General features: G+C 74.2%; 15 protein-coding genes. 3 read left to right on the top strand and 12 right to left on the bottom strand.

Going from position 1 to position 17372, the window contains the following annotated elements; genetic code table 11:
• Positions 1-126: 126 nt before the first annotated feature.
• The 3 genes from FHX82_RS18585 to FHX82_RS18575 form a co-directional block, all read right to left on the bottom strand.
• Entirely contained in the window at positions 127-2259 is a 2133-nt protein-coding gene (locus tag FHX82_RS18585) for an XRE family transcriptional regulator (RefSeq protein ID WP_183176702.1), read from the bottom strand.
• Between the two features lie 5 nt (positions 2260-2264).
• A complete protein-coding gene (locus FHX82_RS18580; RefSeq protein WP_145933698.1) occupies positions 2265-4034 on the bottom strand; it encodes a hypothetical protein in 1770 nt (589 codons plus the stop codon).
• 80 nt (positions 4035-4114) lie between these two features.
• A complete protein-coding gene (locus tag FHX82_RS18575) occupies positions 4115-4546 on the bottom strand; it encodes a MerR family transcriptional regulator (RefSeq protein ID WP_145933699.1) in 432 nt (143 codons plus the stop codon).
• 78 nt (positions 4547-4624) lie between these two features.
• Here FHX82_RS18575 and FHX82_RS18570 point away from each other — a divergent pair, with 78 nt between their 5' ends.
• Positions 4625-5467 carry an SDR family oxidoreductase gene (locus FHX82_RS18570; RefSeq protein ID WP_145933700.1) on the top strand — a complete coding sequence of 281 codons (843 nt, stop codon included), beginning with the start codon at positions 4625-4627 and terminating at the stop codon, positions 5465-5467.
• On the opposite strand, the gene FHX82_RS18565 is transcribed toward FHX82_RS18570, so the two are convergent.
• On the bottom strand, positions 5464-6696 hold the full coding sequence (locus FHX82_RS18565; RefSeq protein WP_229881057.1) for an MFS transporter: 1233 nt from the start codon (positions 6694-6696) through the stop codon (positions 5464-5466). The genes FHX82_RS18570 and FHX82_RS18565 overlap by 4 nt on opposite strands.
• A 98-nt stretch (positions 6697-6794) precedes the next feature.
• Here FHX82_RS18565 and FHX82_RS18560 point away from each other — a divergent pair, with 98 nt between their 5' ends.
• On the top strand, positions 6795-7679 hold the full coding sequence (locus FHX82_RS18560; RefSeq protein ID WP_183176701.1) for a LysR substrate-binding domain-containing protein: 885 nt from the start codon (positions 6795-6797) through the stop codon (positions 7677-7679).
• A gap of 99 nt (positions 7680-7778) precedes the next feature.
• Complete coding sequence (locus FHX82_RS18555; protein WP_221216159.1) at positions 7779-8471, top strand: MerR family transcriptional regulator; 693 nt, start codon at positions 7779-7781, stop codon at positions 8469-8471.
• A 31-nt stretch (positions 8472-8502) separates the two neighbouring features.
• On the opposite strand, the gene FHX82_RS18550 is transcribed toward FHX82_RS18555, so the two are convergent.
• Genes FHX82_RS18550 through FHX82_RS18515 form a run of 8 tightly spaced genes read right to left on the bottom strand, consistent with a single transcriptional unit; the run spans position 8503 to position 17255 of the window.
• On the bottom strand, positions 8503-9021 hold the full coding sequence (locus tag FHX82_RS18550) for a GNAT family N-acetyltransferase (protein ID WP_145933704.1): 519 nt from the start codon (positions 9019-9021) through the stop codon (positions 8503-8505).
• Complete coding sequence (locus FHX82_RS18545) at positions 9009-9602, bottom strand: FHA domain-containing protein (RefSeq protein WP_145933705.1); 594 nt, start codon at positions 9600-9602, stop codon at positions 9009-9011. The genes FHX82_RS18550 and FHX82_RS18545 overlap by 13 nt, the downstream gene beginning before the upstream one ends.
• Positions 9602-10876, bottom strand: a complete 1275-nt coding sequence (locus FHX82_RS18540; RefSeq protein WP_145933706.1) for a vWA domain-containing protein — start codon at positions 10874-10876, stop codon at positions 9602-9604. Before FHX82_RS18540 ends, FHX82_RS18545 begins: the two co-directional genes overlap by 1 nt.
• Positions 10873-11805 (bottom strand): PP2C family protein-serine/threonine phosphatase, encoded by a 933-nt coding sequence (locus tag FHX82_RS18535; protein WP_145933707.1) that lies wholly within the window; start codon positions 11803-11805, stop codon positions 10873-10875. Before FHX82_RS18535 ends, FHX82_RS18540 begins: the two co-directional genes overlap by 4 nt.
• Complete coding sequence (locus FHX82_RS18530) at positions 11805-13949, bottom strand: serine/threonine-protein kinase (protein WP_145933708.1); 2145 nt, start codon at positions 13947-13949, stop codon at positions 11805-11807. The genes FHX82_RS18535 and FHX82_RS18530 overlap by 1 nt, the downstream gene beginning before the upstream one ends.
• Entirely contained in the window at positions 13946-14989 is a 1044-nt protein-coding gene (locus tag FHX82_RS18525; protein ID WP_145933709.1) for a hypothetical protein, read from the bottom strand. The genes FHX82_RS18530 and FHX82_RS18525 overlap by 4 nt, the downstream gene beginning before the upstream one ends.
• Positions 14990-14994: 5 nt before the next feature.
• Entirely contained in the window at positions 14995-15960 is a 966-nt protein-coding gene (locus FHX82_RS18520) for a glutamate ABC transporter substrate-binding protein (RefSeq protein ID WP_145933710.1), read from the bottom strand.
• Positions 15957-17255 (bottom strand): GlnX family signal transduction membrane protein, encoded by a 1299-nt coding sequence (locus tag FHX82_RS18515; RefSeq protein ID WP_145933711.1) that lies wholly within the window; start codon positions 17253-17255, stop codon positions 15957-15959. The genes FHX82_RS18520 and FHX82_RS18515 overlap by 4 nt, the downstream gene beginning before the upstream one ends.
• Positions 17256-17372: the final 117 nt, after the last annotated feature.

The following is a 17372-nucleotide window of genomic DNA, read 5'->3' as shown; positions in this document are numbered from 1 at the left end:
GGTAGCGCCACCCACCAGCCGTCCGGCACGGCCTTCTCGCGGCCGGTAGCCACCCTTCGCCTCAGCGAACCGCCTCCGCAGCCACCGCACCACCAGCCCTCCGGCACCTCGTGGGACGCCCTTACCTCAGCGAACCGCCTCCGCCCGGGCCCGGGCCTCCCCGAGGGTCGGCGGCAGGGGCACCCCGACGGCGTCCGCCGCGGATCTGTACCGCTGTGCGGACTCCGCGTCGCCCCGGGAGTGCGCCACGTTCCCCAGGCCGGTGAGGGCCCGGGCGCGTTCGTAGCGGCTGCCCGCCAGGTCGCCCAGCTCCGCGGCCTCCCCGTACCACCCCTCCGCGGCGGACAGGTCCCCGCGGCGGAAGGCGATCCACGCCTGGCAGTTGAGCGCCATCAGCACCTCGATCGGCAGCTGCGCCAGCCGCCGGGCCTCGGCGGCGTGTTCGGCCGCCTCCGGGAACCGGCCCAGCTCCACCAGCGCCAGCGCCATCCCGCGCAGCGCGATCGCCACGTTCCGCACCCGCCCCGCCGCCCGGTACTCGGCCAGCGTCTCCCCCAGCTCCCGCCGCGCGAGCTCCACCTCCCCCTGGTACAGCCGCACCCACGCCAGGCTCGACAACGCGTCCACCGCCCCGCGCGCGTCACCCGCGGCGAGGCAGCGCTCCCGCGCCCGCCGGTGGCAGTCGAACGCCTCCGCCAGCTCGCCCCGCTCCACGTACGCCATGCCGAGGCTGTTGAGCACCATCCCGGCCGCCGCCCCGTCCCCCGACGCCTCCGCCGCGGCCAGCGCGCACCGATGCGTCCGCAGCCACGGCTCGAACAGCTTCTCCCGGAAGAAGAACCCCCGCAGCACGTACGCCAGCTGCCAGCACAGCCGGTGCAACCCGTACTCCCCCGCCAGCTCGACCGCTCCCGCCAGCGCGGGCCACCGCGCCCCCAGCCACGCCAGCGCCCCCTCGCCGTCGTCGAACGGGACGGCCGGACGGGGACAGTCGACCGGCGGCCGGTACCGGTGCGGCTCGGCCAGCTCGTCCGCCGCCAGCAGCAGCCCCGTGAGGTGCTCGGTCAGCCTGCCGACCGCCGCCTTCCGTTCCTCGCTCGCGGGCAGCGCGTGCCGGATCGCGAACGCCCGCACCAGGTCGTGCAGCTCGACGAGCCCGTCGGCGAGTGTGACGAGGTTCGCGTCGTGCAGGCGATCCAGCAGCTCGTCGGCCGGTCCCGCCAGCGCCTCCACCGACGCCAGGTCGGCCGGCGCCGGCGGGTGCAGCGCCAGCAACCCGAGCAACCGCCGCTGCTCCTGCGGCAGTGCCTCGTAGGACACCGCGAAGGCGGCCGCGACGCTGCGCTCCCCGTCGTCGAGGGCGGCCAGCCGGGTCCGCTCGTCGATGAGCCGCTCCCGCAGCCGCACCCCGCCACCGGCGACCCGCGCCCCGGCGATGCGGATCGCGAGCGGCAGGAACCCGCACAGTTCCACGATTTCCGCCGCCCCCTCGGCCGTCCCGCTGACCGCCCGGAACAAGGCCACCGCGTCCGCCGGGCTCAACACGCCGACGGGCTGGTGCCAGGCATCGTCCAAAGCGGACAGCCGGCCACGGCTCGTCACGAGCACGCGACAGCCGGGCTCGGCGGGCAGCAGCGGCGCGACCTGCGCGGCGCTGAGCGCGTTGTCCAGCACCAGCAGCATCCGGCGGCCCCGCGTCCGGTCGCGCAGCAGGTTCGCCCGCGCGTCGAGGCCCGGCGGCACCTGCTCCCCCAGCACGCCGAGCAGGAGCAGCAGCTGTCCCAGTGCCTCGGCCGGAGCCTGCGCGGGGACATCGGGCGTGTGCCCACGCAGGTCGAGGAACAGTGCCCCGTCCGGAAAACCCCGCTCCGCGGCACGCGCGGCCGCGAGGGCGAGCGCGGTCTTGCCCGCTCCCGCCAGACCGTGCACCACGCACACGCGCACGTCGTCGGAACCGGTCAGCGCCGCGGAAAGCGCGGCGAGCTCCGCTTCACGACCGACGAAATGCCGCGTCTCGCGCGGCAAACCGGCGAGCCCGGCCCCGCTGCGCCGCGGCGTCTCCTCCGGTACGAGCGCCGCCAGCTCGCCGTTCGCTTTCAGCGCCTTGTCGTAAGCTTCGGCGACTCCGCGTTTGACCGGCATCCGGCCGGTCTCCACCTTGCTGAGATAGCCCTTGGTGAAGTGCACGAGGCGTTCCAGGTCCGTCAGCGACAGCCCCGCAGCCTCGCGGCGCCGCCGCAGTTCCGGTCCGAGTTCCATGCCGATCAGTGTGAGTCGGGCTCCGGCGCGAGAGACAGGGGTTTCCGGTTGCCTCTTCCGGGAAACAGCCGGCCCGGCAACTCGGCCAGTGCGACGGTGGCCCTCGCCGAGCAGATCCACCGCTGCCACGGCCCGTACTCCTGCACGGCGTGTGCGGCCTCCTTCAGCAGTGGCCGGGCAAGCCGTGGGCGGCACGTCCGCGCCAGGCACACGCCCAGGTCCAGCCGAGCGAGACGCGCTTCGGGATGGCTCGCGCCCAGCACCGCGTCCTGGTCGGGCAGCAGCTCCTCGAAGATCCGCGCCGCACGGGAAGGGTTTCCGGCCGCCATCCAGGTCACGCCCGACTGCCGCCGCATCCGGAGCGTGAGCGGATGCGCCTCGCCGAGCCGGGCGGTGGCGCGGGTTTCGGCGTCGGCGAGCACCGCGAGCGCCGCGGCGGGCTCGCCGTCGTCGCGCAGGGCGACGGCTTCGACGATCCGCAGTTCCAGCGTCCGCGGATCGTCCTCGCCGAACCACTCGACGGAGTCCGCGACAGCGCGGCGGACCGGCTCGGGCGAGTGCTCCCCCTCGGTGAGCACCACGACCGCTGCCCGCGCCAGGGGGTGGCGCTGCCACCCCACCCGGCCGAACAGCTCCACGAGCCGGCCCGCCGCGTCACGGGCGCGGGGAACGTCCCCGGCCAGCTGGAGCAGCCGCGCGTCTTCCAGAGTCGCGACCGGCCAGTCGCCCCGGTGGCTGCCGTGCGGCTGCGCGCGGCGGATCTCGGGCAGCAGGGTGTCGAGGAGGGCGCGGGCCTGGCGGTGCTCACCCCGCAGCCGCAGCGCCCGCACCCGCCCCAGCCGGACCTCGCGGCGCTCGTCTCCGTCGAGCCACACGGGTTCGGGCCCCTGCGCCGAGACGAGCGGGTGCGCGTGGAAGACCTTGTCCGCCTGCGCATAGCGGCCCAGCTGGTCGTGCGCCATCGCGGCGAGGAACCGGGCGCGGTGTTCGGTGCGCACGTCCCGCTCCCGCCGCGCCCGCTGGATGATCGGCGCCGTCTCGCGGACTGTCGTGGCCGGATCGGCGAGCCGCGCGGCGGCGAGGAGGTTCCCGGCCTCCAGCCAGACGTCACGCGCGGCCGCGGAGTCGCCGCGCTGCTCGAAACCGGTCGCGACGGCGCGCAGGAGCAGCTCCCGCTGGTCACGGGGCACGGCGCGGTGCCCGGCGACGGCGAGCGCGTGCCGGAACACGTCCAGTGGCGCCGGTGCCGCCAGCAGCCGCGACAGCACGGTCGCGGCCCGGGCGGCGAGCACGTCGAGCGTCGCGGGGTCGAGGACCTGCCGGGCCGCCTCGGTGACCGCCTCCGGCACCCGCCAGGCGCGGCGCACGGTGCCGGCGTCGCTCAGCGGGTGCACGAGGCCGTGGCAGGCGAGCTCGTCGAGCGCGGCGCCGACGAGCATCGGGGCCTGCGAGCCGAGGGTGCCCGCGACGGTGGGCACGAGCAGGTCCGCGGTGACCGGCGCGGGCGCGAGCGCCGCCGCGGCGGCGAGCACTGTCTGGGCGGGAAAGCCGCGGTCTCGCAGGTCCGATGTGGACTGTCCGGTGTGGATGTCGCCGACCACGCAGAGCGTGTCGCCGGGCAGCGCCTCGCCGAGGATGCGCATCGCCTCGGGCAGGTCGAGCCCGTGCAGGTCGAGGTCGAACCGCTCGGCCGCCTCGGCGACGGCGGCAGCGAGGAACGACGGGCGCTCCTCGCCCGCGAGGTGGATCCCGATGAGGTCCGCGTGGTGGTGCACGACCTCACGATGCCCCGTCCGGAGCGGCAAAAGCAGACCCGAGAACCGGACAAGAACGTGACAGTCGCGGCTGGGTGTGTCTAGGGGGCCGAACAGGACGGTCCGTCGCGCCACAGCGAGTCCGCCGAGCCGGCCTCCAGGTGCTTCGCGTACAGGGCCACCTTGAACCTGATGACGTCCAGCGCCTCTTGCAGGTCGGCCATCTGCTGGGCCACCTTCGCCTCGTGGCCGCGCAGGATCTCGAACCGCTCGGCCTCCGTGCCCGGGCCCTGGCGCACCAGCTCCGCGTACCGCCGGATGTCCGGCAGCGGCATGCCCGACGACCGCAGCTTCGCGCACACCCGCAGCCAGTTGACCTCCTGCTCGCCGAACACCCGCCGCCCGGCCGCGTTGCGCTGCACGGGTTCCACGAACAGGCCCTCCCGCTCGTAGAACCGCAGCGTGTGCGCCGACAGCCCGGTCAGGGAGCTGACCTCGCCGATCGTCAACGTCGAGTTCGTGACAGCAGTCATATCACCCACTCTACGGAGTTGACTTCGAGTCGGCTCTAACTCCTAGCGTCGGAAACGAGCTCGAACGAAGGGAACAGCATGACCAAGACCTGGTTCATCACCGGCACGTCCTCCGGCTTCGGGCGGGGCCTCACCGAGCGCCTCCTGGAGCGGGGCGACCGGGTGGCCGCCACCCTGCGCCGCCCGGAGGTGCTCGACGGCCTCCGCGCCGCCCACGGCGACCGGCTGTGGGTCGGGCGCCTCGACGTCACCGACACCGCGCAGGTCAAGCGCGTGGTGGACGACGCGTTCGCGGCGCTCGGCACGATCGACGTGGTCGTCAACAACGCCGGGTTCGCCGTGTTCGCCTCCGTCGAGGAGGCGTCCGACGAGCAGATCCGGCAGGTCATCGACACCAACCTCGTCGGGTCGATCTCGGTGATCCGCGCGGCGCTGCCGCACCTGCGGGCGCAGGGCCACGGCCGGATCCTGCAGATCTCGACCGCCGGCGGGCAGACGACGTACCCCAACTTCGGCTACTACCACGCGTCGAAGTGGGGTGTCGAAGGGTTCTGCGAGACGGTGGCGAAGGAGATCGAGCCGTTCGGGATCGGACTGACGATCGTCGAACCGGGCGCGACGCCCACCGGGTTCGGCGCGGCGCTGGCCACCGCGCCGATCATGCCGGAGTACGACGCCACGCCGGCCGGGGACGTGCGCCGCGCGCTCGCGAGCGGCGACTTTCCCCTGCTCAACGACCCGGACAAGATCGTCGGCGCGATCCTCGACCTCGTCGACGGCGGCGAGGTGCCGTTGCGCCTGCCGCTGGGCCCCGACACCTACCGCGACGTGCGGGCGTCCCTCGCCGCGCGCCTCGCCGAGCACGATTCCCACCGGGCGGTCGCGGAGTCCGTGTCGCTCGACGAGTTCGCGGCCCGTTAGTGCGGCCGCTGGTTTCCCGCCGCCTGGAACAGCCGGCGGGAAACCAGCCCGAGCACGATCAGCAGCACCACGGCGAACCCGGCGAGCGCGGCCTGCACCGGCACCAGTTGCGTCGCCAGCCCGAGCCCGACCACGGGCACGACCAGGCCGACGTACGCGGCGAGGAACAGCCCGGCGAGGGCCTCGCCCCGCCCTTCCGGGGGAGCGAGCGACAGCACGATGCTGACGCAGCCCTTGAACGCCGCCCCGGCGCCGCCACCCGCCAGCACCCCGCCGACGAGGAACAACACGAGGCTCGGCACCTGCACCGCGACCGTCACGAGCACGATGCCCGCGACGAGCGCCGCCACCCCGATGCCGAGCTGACGGCGCAACCCGGCGCGGGCCAGCAGGATCTGCGCGCCCGCCGCGGCGGCGAACACCGCGAACGACACCAGCCCGGCGAGCGCGTGCGAATGCTGGTGCAGCACGGTGGCCACGAACGCCGGAGCCAGCGAAGTGAACAGACCGAACACCGCGAACTGCACGAGCGCCGCGGCCCCCGCCGCGAAGTACCGGCGCCGCGCCGCGGGCGGCACGGAAATCCGCTGCGGGCGGTACCGCACCCGCACCGGCTCGACCGTCTCCGGCGCGAGCGCCAGCGCGATCGCGGCCACCAGCAACAGGGCCTGGAACACCAGGTACGGCACGCGCAGCGGATCACCGAGGTACTCGGCCAGCAGGCCCGCGACGAGCGGCCCGAGGCCGATGCCGCCGAGGTTCGCGGCGGTCGCGACGAGATCGGCGCGGGTCCGGGAGGCCCCGGGCCGCGCGGCGGAGTGGAGTTCGGTCAGGTGCGCGGTGGCCGTGGCGGTGAGCATGCCGATGCCGATGCCCGAGACGAACCGCGCCACGAGCAGCGCCGGCACGGAGGTCCACGTCAGGAAGACCACCGCGGCCAGCACGTTGACCAGTACCGCGGGCACGAGCACCAGCCGGCGGCCCGCCCAGTCGGACACGTGGCCGGCCAGGAACAGGCTCGCGAGCACGCCGACCGCGTACACCGCGAAGACGAGGGTGACCGTGAACGGACCGAAGCCGTCCTTGGCCTGGTAGAGCACGTAGAGCGGCGCGGGCGCGGCCGAAAAGGCCATCGTGACCGCGAATGCGTAGGCCACGAGCCAGAAACCGCGCCGTGAACCCGGCACCGCCGAAGCGGCCGGGCTCGTGCGAGAGACGAGTGTCGTCACTGGAGCTCCTCCCTTTCCGCACTCCACTCTCCCGCCGCCCATCGATCACGTCCAACGAATGTTTGTGCATGCTGCTATCACGGATCTAGATTGATCGAATGGAGTTGCGGCAGCTCGCGTCCTTCGTCGCGGTGGCGGAGGAGCTGAGCTTCACGAAGGCGGCCCGCCGGTTGCGGGTCGTGCAGTCGGGGGTGTCCACGGCGATCCGCGCGCTGGAGCGCGAGGTCGGCACGCCGCTGTTCGAGCGGGACAGCAGGCACGTCACGCTCACCGAGGCCGGGGCAGCGATGCTGCCCAGCGCCCGTGCCGCGCTGGCGGCAGCGCGCGCGGCGCACGACGCGGTGCAGGCGCGGCACGGTGAGCTGCACGGCGCGGTCGTCCTCGCCAGCATGTTGTCCACGCCGGGCGTCGACGTGGCGGGCGTGCTCGGCCGGTTCCACCGCGCCCACCCCGCGGTGCGGGTGCGGGTGCAGTACTCGCAGTCGGGTTCCCGCGGGCACGTGCACGCGCTGCTCGACGGGACCGTGGACGTGGCGCTCGTGTCCTTCCCGCGACGTCCGCCGCCCGGTCTCACCGCGGAACTGCTGACCACGGAGATGCTGCGGCTGGTGTGCGGCCCCGGCCACCCGCTCGCCGGCGCGGCCGAGGTGCGGCTGGAGGACCTCGCCGGCGAGACGTTCGCCGAGTTCCCGGAGGGCTGGGGCACCCGGGACCTGGTGGACCTCGCGTTCGACCGGCACGGGCTCAGCCGCTCGGTACCGCTGGAGGTGCCGGACTACGCGACCGCGGCGGCGCTCATCCGGCAGGGCCACGTGCTGGGATTCCTGCCGGAGAGCGTGGCGCTGGCACACGAGGAGCTGTCGGTGGTGCCGGTGGCCGAACGACTGGCGTGGAACGTCACCCTGGCCACCTCGGCGTCGCGTCCGCTGTCCCGGCCCGCGCTCGCGCTGATGGCGGAACTCCGGCGCTGCGTCACGAGATGAGCTTCAATTGCCGCAGTGAGATCGGTTGAGGCTTTTCCTGATCAACTGCCGGAAAAGATCGTAAAAGTCTCAACCAGCCGGATGGGCTACGCTGAGCCCGTGGCGAAGCTGCGCATCACCGACCTCGCGCGGATGGCGGGCGTGTCGGTGCAGCAGGTCCGCAACTACGTGGAGCTCGGGGTGCTGCCGCCGGTCGAGCGCACGGCCAGCGGGTACCGGGTGTTCACCGAGGTGCACGCGGAGGCGCTGCTGATCGTGCGGCAGCTCGCGGAGGGGCACGGCTGGGAGCGGACGCGGACGATCATGCGGGCCGTGCACGCCGGGGATCTCGGCACGGTGCTCGCCACGGTCGATGCCAGCCACGGCGAGCTGGACCGCGAACGCTCCGACATCGCCCGGGTGCTGGGCGCCTTCGACGAGATCGGCCGGGAGCCGGCGGGCGCCAGGCCGAGGCGGCCGCTGCGGATCGGCGAGGTGGCGGACGTGGTCGGGGTGCGCACGCCGGTGCTGCGGCTGTGGGAGCAGCGGGGCCTGCTGTCGCCGGAGCGTGAGCCCGGCACGGGGTACCGGGTGTACGGGCAGGCCGAACTGCGCAAGGCCGAGGTGGTGGCCCTGCTGCGGCGCGGGAACTACCCGTTCGCGGTCGTGCGGTCGGTGCTCGACGAGCTGGGCCCGCACGGCAGGCCCGAGCGCGTCCGGGCGGAGCTGGCGAAGCGCGAGCAGGACCTCCACCGCCGCAGCCTGAAGCGGTTGCGCGCCTCGGCGGCGCTGTCGGCGTATCTGACGCAGTGAGGTGCGGAGGCGGCTTCCGCGGGGCGGGCGCTCAACTCCCGAGTGGCTTCTCGAACGCCAGCGGGCCGATCGTCTCCGGGTCGGCCGTCACGTCGAACAGCGGGCGGTAGCCCATCGCCAGGTACAGCGCCTTCGCCTCCGGCTGGCGTGGGCCCGTCGTCAGGTACACGCGCTCGTAGCCCCGCGCGGCGGCCTCGCGTTCCAGCTCCGCCACCACCCGGCGCGCCAGGCCGCGGCGCCGGTGCGCGGAGTGCGTCCAGATCCGCTTCAGCTCCGCCGTCCGCTGGTCGTACCGCTGGAAAGCCCCGCCGGCAACGGGTTCCCCGTCCGCCAGCAGCAGGAGCAGCGCGCCGTCCGGCGGCGCGAACCGCTCGCGCGGGTAGCCCCGCAGGTCCTCGTGCAGCTTCTCGAACGTGCCGCCGTACCGGCTGGAGTACTCGTGCGCCAGCTCGGCGAGCAGCGGCGCCACCCGCGGATCGTCCTGGTCGACCTGGCACACCTGGAGAACGGAAGTCACAAGATCGGACAACCCGCCGGCTACGGGGCGCATTCCCGCAGGGTCAGCGTCGTCCACGCACCGAGATGCACGCGGTCGCCGTCCTTCAGCGGGCACGGGGTGCTGGGCTCGATCGGCTTGCGCGAGTAGTTGAGGTACGTCCCGTTGGCCGAGTTCATGTCCACCACCGCCCACCCGTCCTCGCCGGGCACGAGCAGCGCGTGCAGCCTCGACACGCCGATGTCCTCCGGCGGCCCGGTGAGATCGATGTCCGGCGTGATCCCGCGCGTCCGGCTGCGGCGGCCGATCGTCACCTGCTCGCCGCCCAGCGGGAAGTGCCGTTCGGGGCAGTACGGCGGAAACCGGATCGGCTCGGTGTCCGGACCGCCGTCGGCCTGCACCGCGCGGAAGTACCGCTCGTCCGCGGTCACCACCACCGACCACGTGCGCACCTCCGGCGAGCCCAGCGAGTCCGCCCCGCAGGTCTCGCAGAACCGGCCCGCCAGCTGCGTTCCGCACGCCGGGCACGGCTGCGGCCGCTCCGCCACCACCTCGGGGGCGCCGTCGAACGCCAGCCCGCACACGTCGCAGAACTCCTCGTCCGCCGACTCGTGGCCGCGCGCGCAGACCGGCATCAGTCCTCACCTCGCTGGACGCGCTTGGTGACCTGCGAGCGCGTCTCCAGCGTCATCGCGTCCACCGCGCTCACCTGCCGCCGCAACCGCACCGTGCCGCGCGCCGGGTCGAGCACCTCCACGACGTTCGCCAGCAGCTTCGCGGTGTCCTCGTGCCCCGACGAGTGCGCGAGCGCGACCGCCCGGCCGAGCTTCGCCGTCGCCGTCTCCTCCCGGCCCTGCCGCTGCGCCGCCAGCCCCTCCTCGATCGCCGACGCCAGCTCCGCCTGCCCCGTGTAGTGCGCGACCTCACGGCTGATCCGCGCCGACAACGCCGTGTCGTCGGTCCACGTCGCGAGCACCTTTCCCTTGCCCAGCACCGTGTCTCCCGCGACGAGGCTGACGCGCGCGGCGAGCATCCGGTCGCCGACGCCGGCGGGTGGCACGCGCAGGCTCACGTGGTAGTCCCGGCTCTCCGCGCCCCACGCGCCCGTCGGGTAGTCGCCCGTGCGCGGCCCGGACTCCACCCGGCGCCCGGTCAGGTCCAGCAGCGACGGCTCGACCTGCTTCACGAACTTCACCGTCGCGCCCTCGGGCGTCCACAGCCTCAGCGCGACGTCCGCGACCTCCTTGCCCATCGCCGTCTCCGCCATCGCCCGGAAGTCCGCCTCCAGCCCCTCGGGCTCCGCGACGATGTCGACCGAACCCAGCAGCGCGTCGGCGATCCGGCGCAGCTCCGCGACCTCCCAGTCGGTGCCGACGCCCCGGCAGTCGCACACGAACCGCCCCGCCACCTCGCCGAGGATCCGCTCCAGCTTCCGCGCCCCCTCGTGCACGTTCTTGCCGTCGGTGAGCAGGATCGCGTGCCGCAGCCCGGCTTCCCGCGTCGCGAACACGTCCCGCGCCAGCAGCAGCCACTCCCCCATCGCCGTGCCCCGGTCGGCCCGCAACCGCGCGACCGCCTCCTTCGCCTCGGCCCGGCTCGCCGCGTCCGCCGTGGCCATGCCCAGCTGCCGCGGATACACCAGCTCCGCGCTGTCGGTGCCGGCGATCACGGCGAACGCGACCCCGTCGCGGAGCGTGTCGACGGCCACCGCGGTGGCCCGCTTCGCCGCGGTGATCTTGGCGCGCGGGTGATCCATCGATCCCGAGCAGTCCACAATGATCACTTCGGCCGCCGGAACCCGCTGCGCGACGGCGCTTCCGGTGCGGCGGACCGTGACGATAGCGTCCACTTCGGACGCATCACGCGGCAGGTACTCGTTCTGGTGGACGTCGACCTGGAACTCGCTCATGGCGTCTCGCTCCCCGGGGTCGGATACGGCACGGTGACGGCCGTGATGTTGTCCTCACCGCCCAGTTCGAGTGCCGCGGCGACGAGGGCGGCCGGTCCGGCGGGCAGCACCGGCCGGGGCACGTGGTTCCACAGGCCGTCGCTGCACAGCAGGAGCACGCCGGGTTCGCCCACGGCCAACGTCGTGACGTTCGGCGGCCCGGGTTCGGCGTCCGCGCCGACCCACCGGGACAGCGCGTGCGCGTTCACCGCGGCCGACGCCTCGCGCTCGCTCAGCCCGGCGGCGAGCAGCCGGGCGTGCGGGGTGTCGTCGACGGTCAGCTGCTGACAGCGCTTTCCGGCCAGCCAGTACGCCCGGCTGTCACCGACCCAGCCGACGGTGACGTCGTGCGTGACGACGGCCGCCACGAAGGTGCACGACGGCGCGAGGTCCACCGACACCGGCTGGGCGAGCCCGCGCACCGCGTCGAAAGCCGCCGCGTAACCGTCCACAACGGACTCCCGAGCGGCCTTGCCCGCCATGAGGCAGTCGACGATCCGGTCCAGGGCGGTGTCCGCCGCGAGCTGTGCCGCCTCGTCCGCGCGCTCCGCCGAACCCACGCCGTCGCACACGATCGCCACCACGGTCCCGGGCAGCAGCACGGCGGCGGCCAGCGCGTCCTCGTTGCGGGCCCGCACGCGGCCGCGGTCGCTCACCCCCGCGACGGCACCGAGGTCGAACTCCATGCGGTCGCGGGGCGCCGGCCGTGCTCGCCCGCACTCCTCGCAGAACCCGTCGTCCGCCACCGCGGCACCACACGCGCGGCAGGACGTGCGGGCCGCGGTGAGCGGCCCGCCCTCCGGCGTCCGGCGCAGCACCAGGTTCCGGCCGCAGTTCTCGCAGAACCGGTCCCCCGGGCGCACGTCCTGCCCGCAGTCCAGGCACGTCATCAGAACCACGTCCTCGGCCGCACCCGGTTGGCCTCGTCGACCAGGGCGATCCGCTCGCGCCGGTCCGTCGTGTGCCGGGCCAGGCGCAGGTACCACGTCTCCAGCCCCTTCCGCAGGTCCGGCTCGGTCAGCCGGCAGCCCAGCACGGTGCCGGACCCCGGCTTCGCCCCGTCGACCCAGTCCAGCGCCGAGCGCAGCAGGTCGCGGGCGGCCTGCGCGCGCCGGTGTTCGTCCAGTTCCAGCCGCGCCAACCGCTCCCCCGCCACGACGAAGTCCTCTTCGGACAGTCCGGTACCGCCGGTGCGGGCGCGGATGGCGGCCAGCTGCGCGGCGACGTGGCTGCTGGAGGTCTCCGGCACGGATTCCAGCACGTCCACCGCCTCCGCCCGCTCCCCCTTCGCCAGCAACACGCGCGCGAGCCCGAAGGCTGCGCTGAGCATGGTCCGGTCGGTGCGCCAGACCGTGCGGTAGTAGCGGTCCGCGTCGCCGGTTTCGCCGACCGCCTCGGCACACGCGGCGATCGCGAGCTTCGGCGCGAGCTCGCCGGGCAGCTGGTCGTAGACCGCCTCGAAGGACTGGCGGGCCTGGTGCGGCCTGCCCTCGGCGAGCGCGGCGAGGCCGCGGTACCAGTCCGGGCGCCAGTCGCCGCGCACCGTTTTGGCTGTGTTGAGGGTCTTCCGGGCGGCGGCCGCGTCTCCCGCGTCGATCTGGGCCCTGGCGAGCCGCAGCGTCACCTCGACGCTGGGCACCGGCGGATCGGCCAGCTCCCGCAGCAGCGCGGCGGGATCGGTCTCGGTGAGCCCGGCGAGGAAAGCGCTTCCCGGATCCGTCAGGTCCGCCCGTGGCACGGGTAGCGCACCGGCGAGCTCCGCGGCCGTGGGCGTGCCGTGGACGCCGAAGGTGCGCCGTTCGGGCGTGAACTCCGTGGACGTGCCCGGGCGCGGCTGCCCGTCCCGCGCGGCCGCCACCTCCCGGAACACGCCTTCGAGCTGGTCGCGCATCGCCTCCGCCGAGGCGAACCGGCGCTCCGGGTCGCGGTGCGTGGCCCGCAGCAGCAGCCGGTGGAAGGACTCGAACTCGGCCAGCAGCGGCACCTCGTCCGGCGGCGGCAGCGAGTCCCGGTACTCCCGCTGGAAGTCGAACGGGAACGTGAGCACGGCCAGCGCGCGGCCGACGGTGTACACATCGGACAGTGGCGACGGCAGCTGCCTGCCGATCTCCGGAGCCTGGTACCCGGCCGTGCCGTAGATGGGACTGTCCGCGTCGGTGGCGTGCCGGACCGCGCCGAGGTCGATGAGCTTGAGCCGGTCCTCGACCTGGATCGCGTTGTCGGGCTTGAAGTCGCAGTACACCAGCCCGTTCTCGTGCAGGTGGCCGAGCGCGGGCAGGATCTCCAGCACGTACGCGATCGCCTGCTCGGGCGGCAGGCACGCCCGCGGGTCCTCCTGCTCCCGGCGGCGCTTGACCAGGTCCTTGAGCGACGTGCCGCCGACGTACTCCATCACGATGTAGCCGGTGCCGCGGTGCTCCACGAAGTTGTAGATGCGCACGATCGCCGGGTGCTCGACCTGCGCGAGGAACCGGCGCTCGGCCACCGCGGCCGCCATCGCGTCGGCGTCGCCCGAGTCGAGCAGGCCCTTGAGCACCACCCACCGGTCGGCGACCTTCCGGTCCGCGGCCAGGTAGATCCAGCCGAGCCCGCCGTGCGCGAGGCAGCCCAGCACCTCGTACTGGTCGTGCACCAGCTCGCCGGGCACCAGCTTGGGCGTGAAGGAGAACCGGTGGCCGCACTGCGGGCAGAAGCCCTCGACACGCCCGGGCTTGCCGTCGTGGCCACGCCCGACCTTGGCCCCGCACGCGCTGCAGAACCGCTTGTTCTCCGGCACCTGCGGGTCGCTCAGCACCGCGTCCCGGGGGTCGCGGGTCGGCACGCGGGGCACGTCGACGACGCCACGGCCCAGCTGGCTGGGCGCGCTGGCCGCAGCGGAGGCCGACGTGCTCCAGGAGACGCTCGTCGGCGCGGAGAAGCCGGTCGCCGACGTGTCGGGGCTCAACACGCGGGCCGGGGCTTCGAGGCCGCACGTGTCGCAGAACCCGTCCTCCTCGACCCGGCCGCCACACCCCTCGCGTGGACACGCCCTCATTCCGGCCCCTCCTCCCGTGCCCGCACCGCCCGCTGGTAGTCGCGCACCGCCACCGTCGCCGCCCGCAGGTCGCTCGGCGCCGCGTGCAGCAGGTCGTGTGCCGTGCGGTGCAGCTCGCCCAGCTCCAGGTCCTCGGCGTGGCCCAGGTTCGCCGCCTTGGCGCGGTAGGCCGCCAGCCTCCCGCGCAGTTCGAGCCTGCGCTCCAGCAGCCCGGTGGCGAACGCGAGCCGCTGCCGGACCTCGGTGAGCGCGGTCTCCCCGTCTCGCCGCAGCGCGGTGAGGGCGTCAGAAAGCGCTTTCCACTGGCCCGCGTGCCACAGGTCGACCAGCTCGGTGAGCCGGGCTCGCAGTGCGGGCGCGCGGGCCGCGGTGTCGGACAGCCCGGGTTCGGCGATCTTCTTCCGGACGGTGGCCGAGACGATCCGCGCCTCGGCTTCGGCCGCCGCGACGCGGTCGACGAGCGACTCCAGCTCGTGCTGCCGGTCGGAGAACCCGTCACGGACGGCCACCAGCTCGTCGAACTCCGCCCGTACCCGCGCGAGCTCCCGCTGCGGCAGCTGCGCCAGCGGGTCGGCGAGCGCGCGGCGGCGCAGTTCGGCCAGCCGCGCTTCGGCGCCGAGCTGCTCGGCGAGGGTTTCGAGCGGGCCGAGCTGCTCCGCCAGCGCCTGCCAGGCCTGCTCGACCTCGGCGAGCACGGCGGCGACGGTCTTGTGCCCAGCCTCCATGAGGGTGGTCAGTTCCACCACCTCCCCGGTGAGCAGCTCGGTCAGCTCCGCCAGTTCCGCCTGCCCGGGCCGCGCCCGGCGCGCCCGCACCTCCCGTGCCCGCTCCACGAGCCCCCGGTGCCGCGGAAACTGCTCCCACAAGGCGCTCATCGCCTGTTTCGCCTCGTCCCAGCGCTGCCGCGTGACGCCGGTGAGGTCACCGCCGAGCAGCCGGTGCGCGGGATGGCCGTCCATCGCGACCAGCGCCTCGGCCAGCCGGTCGCTCTCCGCGCCCAGCTCCGCCAGCGCGCGGTCGGCTTCGTCCGGGGTCAGCACGGGCGTCAGTCCTGGTACCGCGGGGCCGGGGGCGCGGGCACCGGGCCGGGCAGCAGGTCGCCGAGCCAGCGCCGGTACGACGCCGCCCACGCCCCGCTCGCCCGCACCTGCTCCAGCACCCCGTTGACGAACCGCACGAGGTCCTCGTGCTCGCGCGGCATCGCGATCCCGTACGGCTCGGCGGCCAGCGACGGGCCGACGACCTCGGTGTAGCGGTCCTGCGCGGCCATGCCGGCGAGGATCACGTCGTCGGTGGACACGGCGTCCACCTGCCCCTGCTGCAGCAGCACGAGGCAGTCGGTCCAGTCCGCGACGCCGACGGCCACGGGTTTCTGCGGCAGCGCCTGCACCGTGTCGATCGACGTCGACCCCTTGGTGGCGCACACCCGCTTGCCCGCCAGCTGGTCCGGCCCGGCGATCCCGGAGTTCCGCTTGACCAGGATCCGTTGCTGCGCCTCGTAGTACACCGAGGAGAACGCGACGTCGCGCCGCCGGGCGCAGGTGATCGTCATGGTCCGGACCACGAGGTCCACGTCGCCGTGCTGCACCGCCGGCACGCGCTGGTCGGAGGTGATCGCGCGCAGCTGCACGGCGTTCGGGTCGCCGAACAGCGCCTGCGCGATCGCGTGCGCGAGGTCGATGTCGAACCCCTGCAGCTGCCCGGTGAACGGGTCGCGGAAGCCCATGTCCAGGGTGTTCTGGTCGACGCCGACGACGAGCTTCCCGCGTTCGGCGATCTTCGCCATGGTGGAGCCGGCGGGCATCTTCCCGGGCTGCGGCAAGGGATCCGGCGGGCGCAGGCTCGCGAGCATGTCCCCGCAGTCGTCCGCGACGGGTGGCGCGGACGAGGTGACGGTCGTGGCGCCGCCGGGCGCGGGCACCTGCGCGGGCACGGTCGGCACCGCCGTCGGCGTCACCACCGCGCAGCCGGTGAGCAGCAGCGCGGCGCCGAAGGAGAGTACGCGTCTCATCGGTAGTCCTTCAGCCGTCGCCAGATCCCCGCCGCGGCACCGGCCGCCGTGACCACCGCGAGCACGGTGACCGCGGCCAGGGTCCCGGCGAGCGCCCGGCTCGCGTCGGTCACCTCCTCGCCGAAGGTCGCCCGCGTGTGGTCGATGGCGGTCTGCAGGTCCCGGTCGAGCCGGTCGAACAACCCGGCCGCGCCGGCCGGGCCGGTGTCCGTCGCGCGCTGCACGGCGAGGACGTAGTCACCGGTGTCGTCGGCGGCCCGGATGCCGGTGTGCGCCAGCGTCCACGCTTTGGCGTCGGCCGCGGCGGTGGCCACGCGGTTGCCGACCTCCGGGTCGGTGGCCAGCGACCGCGCCTGCTCCAGCAGTGCCGCGAGCTGGCCCGTGACCTGCACGTAGTCGTCCTGGTAAGCGCTTCCCGCGCCGCGCGCCACGAGGGTCAGCGTCTCGTCCGCGCGGGCGTTGAGCGTGGCGATCCGGGCGCGGACCAGGACGTCGATCTGGGCGGACCCCTCGTCGCGGCTGTCCCCGACGTCCTTGACCGCCGAGACGGTCGCCACGAGCACCCACAACAGCGACACGACGGCCGCGGCCGTGGCGGCGAGCAGTCCCGCGTTGAACACCCGGTTCGTGCGCCGCCGGAGGAACACCTGCGCGAGCACGAGCAACGCGAGCACGGCCAGCGACAACAGGATCTCCACCCACGGCACGCCGCTCGCGCTGTCCTGGTCGGCCGAGAGGTCCGCGGACTCCGACCGGTACAGCCGCTCCGCGGCCGGCAGCAGCCGCGTGCGCATGAGGTTCGACGCCTCCCGCTGGTAGGCCGCGCCCAGCGGCAGGCCCTGCCGGTTGTCGGCCCGCGCGGTCTCGACGAGTCCGGTGTAGACGGGCAGCTGCCCCGTCAGCGTCGCGAGCGGGCTGTCCGGCGCGGCCACGTCGGCGGGTTCCCGTGCCGCGACGGCGATCGTGAGCGCGTTGGCGGCCTGCGCGACATCGGCCTCGTAGCGCTGGCGGGACGCAGCCGGTTCCAGGCCGCCGGAGAGGAAGGCGCCCGTGGCGGTGGCGTCGGCGTCGGACAGCGAGCGGTAGATCTCCTGCGCCGCGGCGGTGAGCGGGCCGCTGCGGGTGGCGAGGTCGGCGACGGACTCGCCCCGCCGCTGCACGCTGAGCGAGGTGAACAGCCCGGCCAGCAGCGCGGCCGCGACGAGGACCAGCGCGAGCCCGGTCAGCACGCCCGGCGTCGTCCGGGCGAGCGCGGTCGCCTCGCGGACCGGCCTGCTCGTGAGCAGTGCGGTCATCCGCCGGTCTCCCCCACTGCGCACCCCTCCCGCTCCGGGCCTCCGTCGCAAACAATCGCTGGCTCAGCCGATCGTGCTACAGATTGGGCCCGGATTGCGGCTTCGGTGCCTGGTCGT

It is taken from the genome of Amycolatopsis bartoniae, assembly GCF_014191255.1.
Lineage (GTDB): Bacteria > Actinomycetota > Actinomycetes > Mycobacteriales > Pseudonocardiaceae > Amycolatopsis_E > Amycolatopsis_E bartoniae.
Note: the sequence above shows the minus strand (reverse complement) of the source record. Positions and strands in the feature narration are given on the sequence as shown.